This is a genomic window from Xanthomonas sp. SHU 308 (genome assembly GCF_000364645.1).
GTDB classification, from domain to species: Bacteria; Pseudomonadota; Gammaproteobacteria; order Xanthomonadales; family Xanthomonadaceae; genus Xanthomonas_A; species Xanthomonas_A sontii.
Genome location: NZ_AQOK01000790.1, coordinates 1 through 12,196, shown reverse-complemented (window position 1 = coordinate 12,196; position 12,196 = coordinate 1). Strand labels below are relative to the sequence as shown.

Below are 12,196 nucleotides of genomic sequence, written 5' to 3'. Positions count from 1 at the left end.
TGGCGTGGCGGCGGCCATCCGCGCCACCTGCGCCTCCAGTGCGGCGAGCCGCTGGCGCAGGCGCGACTGCCCGACCAACGCCACGATCGACAGCAGTGGCAACGCCAGCACCACCAGCGCCGCAAACACCACCAGCACGACCAACTTGTCCATTCGTCTCACATCTCCAAAGGCGGTGGCGCGGCGCCCGTGGCGCGCACCGGGAGCCCGGCGGCGCCGGACCTGGCGCAGATGGTAGACGAGTTCGGCGCCGACATCGGCCCACGGACGGGGCCGCAGCCCAGTCAGCGCAAGGCCCGGCGTTCCGACAAACGGTTTTCACACCACCCTCAAGCCCAGTGCACCGGCGGCCGCTACACCCCTTATCGCGTCGTCCGTCTGCTGTTTTCTCCCACCCCGCAGGCAGCATGAATGAACCTACCCGCCCACCCCGCCGACGCGGGGATCGATGACCATATTCGCGCCGTCGTCGGCTTGTCCGACCAGTTGCTCGGCCAGTTGCGCCGCTCGCTGCAGGGGATCGACGCGATCAACCGCACCACCCACATGATCTCCATGAACGCGCGCATCGAGTCGGCGCGGATCGGCGCCGCCGGACGCGGCTTCAGCGTGATCGCGCAGGAAATGGACGGGCTGTCGCGACGCGTGGCCGAGGCCACCCAGGACCTGGACAAGGTCGCCGCGCGCACCAGCGCGGAGATGCGGCAGACACTGGGCCGCCTGCAGGACGACGTGCGTCGCACGCGGCTCAGCGAGCTGGCCCTGAGCAACATCGACCTGATCGACCGCAACCTCTACGAGCGCAGTTGCGACGTGCGCTGGTGGGCCACCGACGCGGCGGTGGTCGCCGCGGCGCGTGCCGACAGCGATGCCGAGGCGCTGGCCTACGCCTCGCGGCGCATGGGCCAGATCCTGGATTCGTACACGGTCTACTTCGACCTGATCCTGGCCGGAAGCGATGGCCGCATCCGCGCCAACGGCCGGCCGCGGCAGTTCGGCTCGGTCGGCAGCGACGTCTCCGCGCAGCCATGGTTCGAACACGCGATGCGCACGCGCAGCGGCGAGGAATTCGGCTTTCAGGACGTGCATGCCAGCGCGCTGGCCGACGGCGAGCGCGTGCTGGTATACGCATGCACGGTGCGCGACGGCGGTCGCGTCGATGGCCGCGTGCTGGGTGTGCTGGGCATCGTGTTCCGCTGGGACGCGCTGGCGCAGACGATCGTGCAGCGCACGCCGCTGTCCGAATCCGAATGGGGCCGCAGCCGCGTCTGCATCGTCGATGCGCAGGGCCGGGTGCTGGCCGACTCGGCCGGGCGCATGCTGCAGGACCGGATCGACTTCGACGGCCGCGACGCCTTGTTCAAGCAGCCGCGCGGCGCCGTGCTGATCGATCTCGACGGCCGGCCGCACTGCATCGCGCACGCCGCCTCTCCCGGCTACGAAACCTACCGCACCGGCTGGCACTCGCTGATCCTGCAGGCGCTGTAGGAAATATTATTGGAAGGTCAGCCAAGGAAGCATCCAAGGGCGCTTGTCGGCGTCACCTGAGCGTGATAGAAATCGCGCAATCGCGCTCGATACGCTCGTCCATGGATCCAGCACCACTAGAGCAAGGATGTACCGCAATGCACAGGTTTCGTCGCTCCTGCGTTATGCGCTTTCTGTGCGCTTTTGCGCTATTAGGCGTGTCGCCACTCTCTTCTGCCGACATGTTCGGCAAACCCGAAGATATCGCCCGCAGCTGGGTCGGTCACGACGCCGGCGAATTGATGATGCAGTGGCCGGTAGACCGTGGCTTGTACACCTCTGAAAACCCCGAGACTCACGAAACCGCCTATACATACAACTTCGGTGTCGATGCGCACTACCGCACCGACTACTGGACCACGCAGGGCGCAGTCGTCGGCATGACCCCGGGCGGCGGGGGCATGGCGCCCACACCGATCTTCGAACAGAACGAGCACAGCCAGCAGGTGTATGTGCCGGCCGAACATCACTGCGAAGTCACCTTCATCGCAAATGCCGAGGGCATCATCACCCGCTACGACTTCGCCGGCAGCAAATGCGATCCTTACTTCCGAAGCTGGGGCCGGCCAAAGAAAAGCAAGTAAGCACAGCGCAGGTAAGCCAGCGCTTCATCATACCTACAGGGGCAGATCAATGACCGCAAAGAAACCGCTCGTCCGCTTCGCTTGGTCGGCTATCGCATTGACACTACTGGCGATGGCCGCATCCGCGATGGCCTCAGAAGTACGGCACGGCGAGATCGTGGCGCTGGAGCCGATCGAGAACAAGAATACGGACGTGCCTGAGCGCACTAAGAAGATCACGGATGTCGCGTCCAAGCTCGGCGGCATGGCTGGCAGCATTTTGGGTTTGAAAGCCAGCAATGCCAACGTCGGCGCAACGGCAGTGGCCGCTGGCGCCGGCGAAGCCGCAGGCAAGACCGTCGGCGCCAAGATCGCCGGCAATGGCCCGGCGGCGCACTATATGGTTAAAGTCCGCTTCGACAACAAGACGCAAGTGGTGGTCTCCAAGCCCAGTGCCGAGGTGTCCGGGCTGGCGGTCGGCAGCCGGGTCAAAGTGACCGGTAGCGGAGAGGACATGCGCATCGAAGCCGAGTAAGCGCAGCGCCAACGGCAGCCGGTTCACAACGGCGATAGGACAGACACAAAAAAAGCGCCGCAAGGCGCTTTCTTTGTGGACGACGCCAGGCGGCTTACTTCGCCACCACCTTGACCATCTCCAGGCACTTGTTGGAGTAGCCCCACTCGTTGTCGTACCAGGACACCAGCTTGACGAAGGTGCCGTCCAGGGCGATGCCGGCATCGGCATCGAAAATCGAGGTACGCGCGTCGCCGCGGAAATCGGTAGCCACCACCTTGTCTTCGGTGTAGCCGAGGATGCCCTTCAGCGCGCCTTCGCTCTGCGCCTTCACCTCGGCACAGATCTCGGCGTAGGTGGCCGGCTTTTCCAGTTCCACGGTCAGGTCGACCACCGACACGTCCGAGGTCGGCACGCGGAAGCTCATGCCGGTGAGCTTCTTGTTCAACTCCGGGATCACCACGCCGACCGCCTTGGCCGCACCGGTGCTGGACGGAATGATGTTCTCCAGGATGCCGCGGCCGCCGCGCCAATCCTTGTTGCTCGGCCCGTCCACGGTCTTCTGGGTGGCGGTGGCCGCGTGCACGGTGGTCATCAGGCCGCGCTTGATGCCCCACTTGTCGTTGATCACCTTGGCCAGCGGCGCCAGGCAGTTGGTGGTGCAGCTGGCGTTGGAGACGATGGCCTGGCCCGCGTAGGTGCTGTCGTTGACGCCATACACGAACATCGGCGTGTCGTCCTTCGACGGCGCCGACAGGATCACCTTCTTGGCGCCGGCGTCCAGATGCTTCTGCGCGGTTTCCTTGGTCAGGAACAGGCCGGTGGACTCGATCACCACGTCCACGCCGACCTCGCCCCACTTCAGCGCCGCCGGATCGCGTTCCTGAGTCAGGCGGATCTTCTTGCCGTTGACCAGCAGATGATTGCCGTCGACCGACACCTCCGCCTGGAAGCGGCCGTGCACGGAGTCGTACTGCAGCATGTAAGCCAGATAATCCGGCTCGAGCAGGTCGTTGATGGCGACGATCTCGATGTCGCTGCCGAAATTCTGCACCGCCGAGCGCAGCACGTTGCGCCCGATGCGACCGAAACCGTTGATGCCGACCTTGATTGCCATTTCAGTAGCTCCTGCGGCCGCGCCTGGCGCGGCGGATGGAAGGGGAAATCCCATTCTAGCAGGCCGGCCGCGCCACGCCGGACACGCCGGTTTGATCAGGATCAAGGCGGCATGGGGCGGCGCGCCGGACACTGCGCCCACACCCAACCGAGACTCCACCATGCGCACCACCTCCCCCCTCCTGCTCGCCGGCCTGGCCGCCGCCCTGACCCTGTGCGCCCTGCCGGCGCTGGCGCAATCGCAAGGCGACTGGACCATCGGCATCGGCGCCCACCAGGTCAACCCGAAGTCCGACAACGGCACGCTCGCCGGCGGCACCCTGCCGCTGCGCATCGACAGCAACATCCGGCCGACGGTGACCTTCGAGTACTTCGTGCACCAGGACCTGGGCGTGGAAGTACTGGCCGCGCTGCCGTTCGAGCACGACATCAGCGTCAAGGGCGTGGGCAAGGTCGGCAGCACCAAGCACCTGCCGCCGGTGGTGTCGCTGCAGTACCATTTCAACAGCGCCGGCAAGGTCTCGCCGTTCGTCGGCGCCGGCCTCAACTACACCACCTTCTTCAGCGAGAAGACCACCGGCGCGCTGGCCGGCAGCAAGCTCAAGCTGGACGACTCCTGGGGCCTGGCCGCGCATGCCGGCGTGGACATCGCGCTCACCGACAAGTCGGCGCTGCGCGTGGACATGCGCTGGATCGACATCGACAGCAAGGTCAAGGTCAACGGCAGCGACCTGGGCACCGCGCACATCGACCCGCTGGTGTATGGCCTGGCCTACGTGATGAAGTTCTGAGACGGGCGCCGGCGCCGCTGCGACCTGTGGCGCCGGCGGCAACAGGATCGGCGCCGCTCGCGGCAGCGGCGCCATTCCGGAGCATGGCCGTACCGGATCGACGCGCGGGCCGCACACGCGGCCTCGCCGGAGCGCAGCGCGTCCGCCCCGCTTCTCTGGCAGACTACGCGCCACACGGATGTGGATCGGTGCCCGCCAGGCCGACACGGGGTTCGCATCCGCCCACTCGTCGTCCACCGGGGTCTCCCATGCCGCCACGCCTGTTCCGTCGCCTTGCCGTCGCCGCCCTCGCCAGCATCGCCCTGCCCGCCGCGGCGCAGTCGGCCGGCCATTTCACCACCAGCTATGGTCTGCACGGCATGGTGCCGGGGTCGTCCAACGGCACGCTGCGCGGCAGCGACCAACGCTTCGACGCCGACGTCGCGCCGGCCGTGTCGTTCAGTTACGAATACTTCTTCCGCGGCAACCTCGGCGTGGAGATCCAGGGCCTGGTCGGCCAGCAGAAGATCGGCCTGGACCGCGGCGGCGACATCGGCAGCGCCTGGATGCTCTCGCCGACCATCTCGCTGCAGTACCACTTCAACGGCAACGGCGACATCTCCCCGTTCGTCGGCGCCGGCCTCAACTACACCGCCTTCCTCGGCAGCGACGGCAAGGGCGCGTTTTCGTCCAACGACGTGAAGTTCAAGGACACCATTGGTCCGGCGCTGCATGCCGGCGTGGATTTCGCGGTCGGCGAACGCAGCGCGATCCGCGTGGATGCGCGCTGGACCGGCATGCGCAGCGACGTGAAAGTGGACGGCAGTACGCTCGGCAAGGCCAAGCTCGATCCGGTCACCTACGGCGTCGCGTACCTGATGTATTTCTGAGCCTGCAGCCGGGTCGTGTCCTCGGACGCGGCTCGGCGCGGTCGGCGACGCCGTCTGGCACCGGCGTCCGCCGTGCTGAGCGGCAACGCAACAGACCTGATGCGCGTCATGGCCGCGTCGTCGGCGCCGGCTAGAATCGGCGCATGAAAATCTCTGCCTTCGTTTGCACCGCGCTCGCCGCGGCCCTCGCCGCCGCACCGTCCGCCGCCTTCGCCTGGGGCCCGCTGGGTCACCGCCTGGTCGCCGATCTCGCCGACACACAACTCACCCCGCAAGCCCGCGCGCAGGTCCGCACCCTGCTGCAGGGCGAACCCGACCCGACCCTGGCCGGCGTCGCCAACTGGGCCGACCAGCTCCGCGAACACGATCCCGACCTGGGAAAGCGCAGCGCGCGCTGGCACTACGTCAACCTGGCCGAGAACGACTGCCACTACGAACAGACCCGCGACTGCCCGGACGGCAACTGCGCGGTCGAGGCGCTGCGCCGCCAGGCCGCGATCCTCGCCGACCGCAGCCAGCCGCAGGCCGCGCGTGCGCAGGCGCTGAAGTTCGTGGTGCATTTCGCCGGCGACGTGCAGCAGCCGCTGCATGCCGGCTACGCCCGCGACAAGGGCGCCAACACCGTGCAGATCCAGTTCGAGGGCAAGGGCAGCAATCTGCATTCGCTGTGGGACAGCGGCCTGCTGCGCAGCCGCGGGCTGAACGAGCAGGCCTACCTGGCCGAGCTTGAAAAGCAGCCGTTGCCGGCGCCCTCGCCGGCGGGCAGCGCGCTGCCGCCGCCGGCCGCGGCGTGGGCCGAGGCCTCCTGCAAGATCATGCTGCGTCCGGGCTTCTATCCGCCCGGCGCCACGCTGCCGGCCGATTACGTGACGACCTGGCGCCCGGTCGCCGAGGCGCAACTGCGCCAGGCCGGTGCGGATCTGGCGGCCACGTTGAACGCAGCGCTGGGCAAGTAAGCCCGGCGCACCGTATAGGAGCGGCTTCAGCCGCGATGGGCTTGCCTGGGCAAACCCATCGCGGCTGAAGCCGCTGCTACGAGAGCGTTACGCAGAATTCAACTGTGCAAGCGTCCAGCGCACGATCTCGGCGGTGCCGATGGCGCCGCTGTGTCGGCCGAGTTCGCGGCCCTGGCGCAGCAGGAGCAGCGTCGGGATGCTGCGGATGCCGAAGCGCCGGGCCAACGCCGGCTGCGCGTCGCTGTCCAGCTTGCCCAGGCGCAGCCGCGGCTCGAGCTGCGCGGCCGCGGCGGCGAAGTGCGGGGCCATGGTCCGGCATGGGCCGCACCACGGCGCCCACACGTCCACCAGCAGCGGCAGCTCGCTGCGCTCTGCATGCGCGGCAAACGTCTCGGCGGTGAGCGTGACCGGTGTGGCGTCGAACAAGCCGCGATGGCAGCGTCCGCATTGCGGCGCGTCCGTCAGTTTCGCCTCCGGCACCCGGTTGAGCGCGGCGCAGTGCGGGCAGGCGACATGCAGCAGCGTGGTCATGCGCCGGCCTCGATACTCTTGTCGCCCAGCAACACCGTGCCTTGCGCATCCTTGACCGTGACCTGCACGTCGATGCCCTGGCGCACGCTCTGGGTGACCACGCAGAACTGCTCGAACTGCGCCAGGATCCGTTCCAGCTGCGCATAGTCCTGGTTGGCGCCGGGCAGCTGCAGTTCCACCGAGGCCTGCGGAATGCGCCAGAACCCTTCCGGATTGCGCATCGGCGTGGCGGTGATGTGCGCGACCACCCCGGCCGGATCGTTCTTGTACTTGCGCATCGCGAACAGCAGGCTGGCCGCCAGGCAATTGGCGATGCCGGCCAGCAGGATGCGCGTGGGATTGGGGCCGCGCTCCTGGCCCAGCGGCGCGGTTTCGTCGCTCAACCAGGGCTCCAGCGTGGTTTCGTCGAAGCGAATGCGGAACGCGAAGTCCGTGTCCTGCTCCAGGGTGACGCGGATCGGATCGCCGATGGGCATCGTGGAAACTCCACTTCGCAGAAAGGGATTTCGACTCTACGCCGGCACCGGTAACGGCGTGTGGACGCAGCGTCGTGCTCACGCCGCCGCTTCGCGCCGTGCCAGCGGGTAGTACAGCAACGGGATGACAAGCAGGGTCAGCGCGGTGCTGACCAGGATGCCGAACAGCAGCGCCACCGCCAGGCCATTGAAGATCGGATCGTCGAGGATGAACAGCGCACCCAGCATCGCCGCCAGGCCGGTCAGCACGATCGGCGGTGCGCGCACCGCACAGGCCTCGATCACCGCCTGTTCGGCGCTGCGTCCCTGCGCCAGGGCATGACGGATGAAGTCCACCAGCAGGATCGAATTGCGCACGATGATGCCGGCCAGGGCGATCATGCCGATCATGCTGGTCGCGGTGAACTGCGCGCCGAGCAGGGCATGACCCGGCATCACCCCGATCACCGTCAGCGGAATCGGCGCCATGATCACCAGCGGCAGCAGATAGCTGCGGAACTGCGCCACCACCAGCAGATAGATCAGCAACAGGCCCACCGCGTAGGCGATGCCCATGTCGCGGAAGGTCTCGTAGGTGATCTGCCATTCGCCGTCCCATTTCACCGCGAAGTCGGCGGTGTCGACCGGCGGCGCGATGAAATACTGCTGCAGCGTCTGCCCATCGAGCGGATGCCGGCGCAGTTGCCCGACCAGGTCGAACATGCCGTACAGCGGGCTGTCCAGGCGCCCGGCTTCGTCGCCGGTGACGTACACCACCGGCCGCAGGTCCTTGTGCGCGATGCTGTCGTCCCAGGGCAGGCGCTGCACCGCGACCAGTTCCGATAGCGGCACCAGTTGCCCATCGCCGCCGCGCACGCGCAGCGCCAGCAGGCGTGCGCTGGCGGCCTGTGCGGCGCCCGGCAGGCGCAGCCGCACCGGCTGCGCCACCTTGGACGTGCCATCGTGCAGCCAGGTGACGTTCAGCCCCTGCACCGCCGTGGCCAGGGCATCGGCGATGGCCGCCTGGCTCACGCCCAGGCGCGCGGCGCGCACGCGGTCGACCATCAGCGTTTCGCGGGTGGCCGCACTCTCCACGCTGGTGTCGACATCGACCACGTTCGGCGTGCGCAGGAAGCGTCGCTCCAGCGCCAGGGCGAACTGGCGGCTGCGCGGATAGTCCGGCCCGTACACCTCGGCCACCAACGGTGACAGCACTGGCGGCCCCGGCGGCACCTCCACCACCTTCAGCGAGGCGCCATGCCGGCGTGCGATCGCCGCCAGCGGCGGCCGCAGCGCGCGGGCGATGGCATGGCTGTGGCGCGTGCGCTGGTGTTTGTCGACCAGGTTCACCTGCAGGTCGCCGACGTTGTTGCCGCTGCGCAGGAAGTACTGCCGCACCAGGCCATTGAAGTTGACCGGCGCCGAGGTACCGGCATAGCCCTGGTAGTCGTGCACCTCGGGCGTGCGGTCGAGCACGCCGGCCAGGTCCACCAGCAACGCATCGGTGTCCTGCAGGGCGCTGCCTTCGGGCAGGTCGACCACGATCTGCAGTTCCGACTTGTCGTCGAACGGCAGCATCTTCAGCACCACCCACTGCAGTCCGACCAGGCCCACCGCGGCCAGCAGCAGGGCGGCGATGCCGGCGAACAGCCAGCCGCGCCGGCGCGCGCCGCGGACAGGATCCAGGAATGGGTGCAGCAAGCGCCCGAACAGGCGCTGTAGGCGCGGTGGCGCGTCGCCCCGCGCGTGTGCCTGCGCGGCGTGCGCCGGCACATGCCGCTTCAGCAGCTTCAGCGCCAGCCAGGGCGTCACCACCAGCGCGATCGCCAGCGACAGCAGCATGCCCACCGAGGCGTTGATCGGGATCGGCCGCATGTACGGCCCCATCAGGCCGCTGACGAAGGCCATCGGCATCAGCGCCGCGATCACGGTGAAGGTGGCGAGGATGGTCGGGCCGCCGACCTCGTCCACCGCCGGCGGAATCGCCTCGCGCAAGGTCTTGCCGCCGGCGCGCAGATGGCGGTGGATGTTCTCCACCACCACGATGGCGTCGTCGACCAGGATGCCGATGGAGAAGATCAGCGCGAACAGCGACACGCGGTTGAGGGTGAAGCCCATCGCCCACGAGGCGAACAGCGTCAGCGCCAGGGTCAGCACCACCGCGCTGCCGACCACGACGGCCTCGCGCCAGCCCAGCGCGAACAGCACCAGCAGCACCACCGAGGCGGTGGCGAACACCAGTTTGTGGATCAGCTTGCCGGCCTTGGCCGCCGCGCTGGCACCGTAGTCGCGGGTGACCTCGGCATGCACGCCCTGCGGCAGCAGTTCGCCGCGCAGGGCCTGCAGGCGCGCGCTCACCGCGCGGGTGAGCGCCGAGGCGTCGCTGCCCGGCTTCTTGGCGATGGCCAGGGTCACCGCCGGCGCGCGCCCCTGCGCCGAGCCGCCGCGCGTGGGCGGCGTGCCGTACCACACGTAGGCCGTGGGCAGGTCGGCACCGGCCTGGGTCTGTGCCACATCGCGCAACTGCAGCGGCCGGCCGTCGTGCACGCCGATCACCAGCTCGCGCACGGCGTCGGCATCGGCCAGGAACCGCCCGGCGCTGAGCGGCACCGCACGGCCGCCACCGATGCGGTCGCCGAGCGGACGCACCACGTTCGCCCCCTGCAGCGCCTGGCCGAGGTCGGCCACGGTGAGGTCGTAGGCGGCCAGCCGCGCCGGATCCAGCGTCACCGTGACCACCCGCGGCGGCGCGCCGATGCTGTAGATGTCGCGCGTGCCGGGGATGCGCTTGAGGTCGGTCTCCAGGGTGCGCGCGATCGCACCCAGGTCGGCGGCGCTGCGCTGCGGATCGTCGCTCCACAGGGTCACGCTCATCACCGGCACGTCGTCGATGCCCTTGGGCTTGACCAGCGGCGCGCTGGCGCCCATCTGCGTGGGCAGCACGTCCAGATTGGAATACACCTGGTTGTACAGGCGCACCAGCGCGGTCTGCCGCGGCACCCCGACCTGGAATTCGACGGTCAACACCGCCTGCCCGGGGCGGCTCACCGAGTACACGTGCTTGATGCCCTCGATCTCATCGAGCTTCTGTTCCAGCGGCGTGCTCAGCAGCTGTTCGACCTCGCGCGCATCGGCACCCGGCAGCGACACGAACATGTTGGCCATGGTCACGTCGATCTGCGGTTCTTCCTCGCGCGGGGTGATCGCCACCGCCGCCAGGCCGAGCAGCAGGCCGAGCAGGGCCAGCAGCGGCGTCAGCGGATTGGTCTGGAAGAACGCCGCCAGGCGGCCGGACATCCCGAAACCGGCGGCCACCTCAACGCCCCGCCAGCGCGCGCCGCTGCGCCGCCAGCGCCTGTCCGGCAGCGACCGGATCGCGCGCCACCCGCTCGCCCGCGCGCAGCCCGGCCAGCACTTCCACCCGCTGCGCATCGCGCTGCCCGATCCGCAGCTGCCGCAGGCTGAGTCGACCGTCGGCCAGCACATAGGCGGCGCTGAGTTCGCCCCGCTGCAGCAGCGCCGACAGCGGAATGCGCAACGGCGCCGCCTCCGCGGCATCGCCGGCAGCCAGCGGCACCTCGACCTTGGCCGTGGTACCGGGTGCCAGGGCCGGTTGCAGCGCCGGCAATGGCACCCGCACCGTCACGCTGTGGCTGCGCGGATCGGCGGTGGGGAACACCGTCACCTGCGGAACCTGCAGGCTGCGCCCATCGTCCAACCGTACCTGCGCGCGCGGCGCGGCACGGATGGCGTCGGCATCCGACTGCGGCACCTGCACCTCGATGCGCTGCGCGCCGGGCACGTACAGCGACAGCAAGGCCTGCCCGGCCGCCACCGCCTCGCCCGGCTGCACCTGGCGCGCGCTGATGACGCCCGCAAACGGCGCGCGCACCACGGTGTAGTCGGCCGGCTGCTGCGCCTGCGCCAGTTGCGCGACGGCGGCAGCGCGTGCGGCGTTCGCCGCATCGCGGGTGGCGCGGGCCTGGTCCAGTTGCGCGCGGGACACGTATTGCGCCCCGGCCAGGGACACATAGCGGCGATAGCTGGCCTCGGCCTCGTCGGCGCTGGCCGTGGCGGCACGCACTTGCGCCTGCGCACTGGCCACGCTGGCGCGCTGTTCCACCGCGCTGAGTTGCAGCAGCACCTGGCCGGCGGCGACCCGGTCGCCCACATCCACCGCGACGCTGCGCACGCGCCCGCTGGTCTGCGCGCTGAGATCGGCGTACTCCACCGCGGTCACGACGCCGTCCCAGGAGCGCGAGGCCATGGCCGCGGGCTCCACCGGCACGGTCGCCAGCGCCGGCAACGGCGGCGGCGCGAGGCTTTCGGCGTCATGGCGACAACCAGCGAGCGCCAGCGCCGCGAGCGCCACGAGCGCGCCCACCGGGGGTGCGCGACCGCTGCCGCGGGCCGGCGCAGCGGCAGACGCAAGCGTCCCGCGCCGCCGTCCAGCACGCCAGGCACAGCGGATCGGCCAACGAAGCACACGCATGATCGAACTCCAGAGGAAAGGGTGCATCCGCGCCGTCGGTGGGCACCCCACCGTGGCAGATCGGGCGCGGCCGCCCGAGGCTGGCCGCGAGATAAATTAGGATTTTCTTATATTAGAGTCAACTGATATGATGGGCGCACTTTCCCGCCGAGCACCCCCAATGCCCGCCTCCTCCGCCCAAGTCCTGGTCGACCGCGCACGCGCGCAGATCCACGAAACCCCTGCCCACACCGATGCCGCCGCCACGCCGCTGCCCGGCGAGTGGATCATCGACGTGCGCGAACCCGGCGAGTTCGCCATGGGCCACCTGCCCAACGCCATCAACATCCCGCGCGGCATCCTCGAATTCCGTCTCGACGCCGATCCGGCGCTGGCCCGACGC

The 12,196-nt window shown here is 69.0% G+C and carries 12 protein-coding genes; 7 read left to right on the top strand and 5 right to left on the bottom strand.

Translation table 11 applies throughout. From position 1 onward, the window contains the following. Nucleotides 1-411: 411 nt before the first annotated feature. The 3 genes from D588_RS0120820 to D588_RS0120810 all read left to right on the top strand — a co-directional run bounded on the left by D588_RS0120820 (nt 412) and on the right by D588_RS0120810 (nt 2,625). Nucleotides 412-1,488 carry a cache domain-containing protein gene (locus D588_RS0120820; RefSeq protein WP_017917380.1) on the top strand — a complete coding sequence of 359 codons (1,077 nt, stop codon included), beginning with the start codon at nt 412-414 and terminating at the stop codon, nt 1,486-1,488. A 137-nt stretch (nt 1,489-1,625) separates the two neighbouring features. Beyond that, entirely contained in the window at nt 1,626-2,111 is a 486-nt protein-coding gene (locus D588_RS0120815) for a hypothetical protein (RefSeq protein WP_026143952.1), read from the top strand. Nucleotides 2,112-2,223: 112 nt separating this feature from the next. Beyond that, nucleotides 2,224-2,625 carry a hypothetical protein gene (locus tag D588_RS0120810; RefSeq protein WP_017917378.1) on the top strand — a complete coding sequence of 134 codons (402 nt, stop codon included), beginning with the start codon at nt 2,224-2,226 and terminating at the stop codon, nt 2,623-2,625. 94 nt (nt 2,626-2,719) lie between these two features. On the opposite strand, the gene gap is transcribed toward D588_RS0120810, so the two are convergent. Beyond that, the gene (gene gap, locus D588_RS0120805; protein ID WP_017911669.1) at nt 2,720-3,721 is read right to left on the bottom strand and encodes a type I glyceraldehyde-3-phosphate dehydrogenase; all 1,002 of its coding nucleotides are present in this window, start codon (nt 3,719-3,721) and stop codon (nt 2,720-2,722) included. 160 nt (nt 3,722-3,881) lie between these two features. Between gap and D588_RS0120800 the strand changes: the two genes are divergently transcribed. From D588_RS0120800 to D588_RS0120790, 3 genes are all read left to right on the top strand, one after another. Next, on the top strand, nt 3,882-4,511 hold the full coding sequence (locus tag D588_RS0120800; RefSeq protein WP_017917377.1) for an OmpW family outer membrane protein: 630 nt from the start codon (nt 3,882-3,884) through the stop codon (nt 4,509-4,511). Between the two features lie 248 nt (nt 4,512-4,759). Then, nucleotides 4,760-5,380, top strand: a complete 621-nt coding sequence (locus D588_RS0120795; protein ID WP_017917376.1) for an OmpW family outer membrane protein — start codon at nt 4,760-4,762, stop codon at nt 5,378-5,380. Between the two features lie 143 nt (nt 5,381-5,523). After that, on the top strand, nt 5,524-6,336 hold the full coding sequence (locus tag D588_RS0120790; RefSeq protein ID WP_017917375.1) for a S1/P1 nuclease: 813 nt from the start codon (nt 5,524-5,526) through the stop codon (nt 6,334-6,336). A gap of 87 nt (nt 6,337-6,423) precedes the next feature. Here the strand turns inward: D588_RS0120790 and trxC are convergent, their stop codons facing one another. The 4 genes from trxC to D588_RS26900 form a co-directional block, all read right to left on the bottom strand. Then, entirely contained in the window at nt 6,424-6,867 is a 444-nt protein-coding gene (gene trxC, locus D588_RS0120785) for a thioredoxin TrxC (RefSeq protein ID WP_017917374.1), read from the bottom strand. Then, nucleotides 6,864-7,343 (bottom strand): OsmC family protein, encoded by a 480-nt coding sequence (locus D588_RS0120780; protein ID WP_017911670.1) that lies wholly within the window; start codon nt 7,341-7,343, stop codon nt 6,864-6,866. Before D588_RS0120780 ends, trxC begins: the two co-directional genes overlap by 4 nt. Nucleotides 7,344-7,421: 78 nt before the next feature. Further along, nucleotides 7,422-10,619: an efflux RND transporter permease subunit gene (locus D588_RS0120775; RefSeq protein WP_043086544.1), complete on the bottom strand. Its 3,198-nt coding sequence runs from the start codon at nt 10,617-10,619 to the stop codon at nt 7,422-7,424. 19 nt (nt 10,620-10,638) lie between these two features. Further along, nucleotides 10,639-11,589, bottom strand: a complete 951-nt coding sequence (locus D588_RS26900) for an efflux RND transporter periplasmic adaptor subunit (protein WP_157836500.1) — start codon at nt 11,587-11,589, stop codon at nt 10,639-10,641. Nucleotides 11,590-11,974: 385 nt separating this feature from the next. On the opposite strand from D588_RS26900, the gene D588_RS0120765 reads away from it, so the two are divergent. Next, nucleotides 11,975-12,196, top strand: a 222-nt coding sequence (locus D588_RS0120765; protein ID WP_017917371.1) for a rhodanese-like domain-containing protein, incomplete at its 3' end; no start/stop codon positions are given.

Coding starts and splice junctions, on each gene's coding strand:
- D588_RS0120820 (WP_017917380.1), top strand. CDS start 412: ATGAACCTACCCGCCCACCCCGCCGACGCGGGGATCGATGACCATATT.
- D588_RS0120815 (WP_026143952.1), top strand. CDS start 1,626: ATGCACAGGTTTCGTCGCTCCTGCGTTATGCGCTTTCTGTGCGCTTTT.
- D588_RS0120810 (WP_017917378.1), top strand. CDS start 2,224: ATGGCCGCATCCGCGATGGCCTCAGAAGTACGGCACGGCGAGATCGTG.
- gap (WP_017911669.1), bottom strand. CDS start 3,721: ATGGCAATCAAGGTCGGCATCAACGGTTTCGGTCGCATCGGGCGCAAC.
- D588_RS0120800 (WP_017917377.1), top strand. CDS start 3,882: ATGCGCACCACCTCCCCCCTCCTGCTCGCCGGCCTGGCCGCCGCCCTG.
- D588_RS0120795 (WP_017917376.1), top strand. CDS start 4,760: ATGCCGCCACGCCTGTTCCGTCGCCTTGCCGTCGCCGCCCTCGCCAGC.
- D588_RS0120790 (WP_017917375.1), top strand. CDS start 5,524: ATGAAAATCTCTGCCTTCGTTTGCACCGCGCTCGCCGCGGCCCTCGCC.
- trxC (WP_017917374.1), bottom strand. CDS start 6,867: ATGACCACGCTGCTGCATGTCGCCTGCCCGCACTGCGCCGCGCTCAAC.
- D588_RS0120780 (WP_017911670.1), bottom strand. CDS start 7,343: ATGCCCATCGGCGATCCGATCCGCGTCACCCTGGAGCAGGACACGGAC.
- D588_RS0120775 (WP_043086544.1), bottom strand. CDS start 10,619: ATGTCCGGCCGCCTGGCGGCGTTCTTCCAGACCAATCCGCTGACGCCG.
- D588_RS26900 (WP_157836500.1), bottom strand. CDS start 11,589: ATGGCCTCGCGCTCCTGGGACGGCGTCGTGACCGCGGTGGAGTACGCC.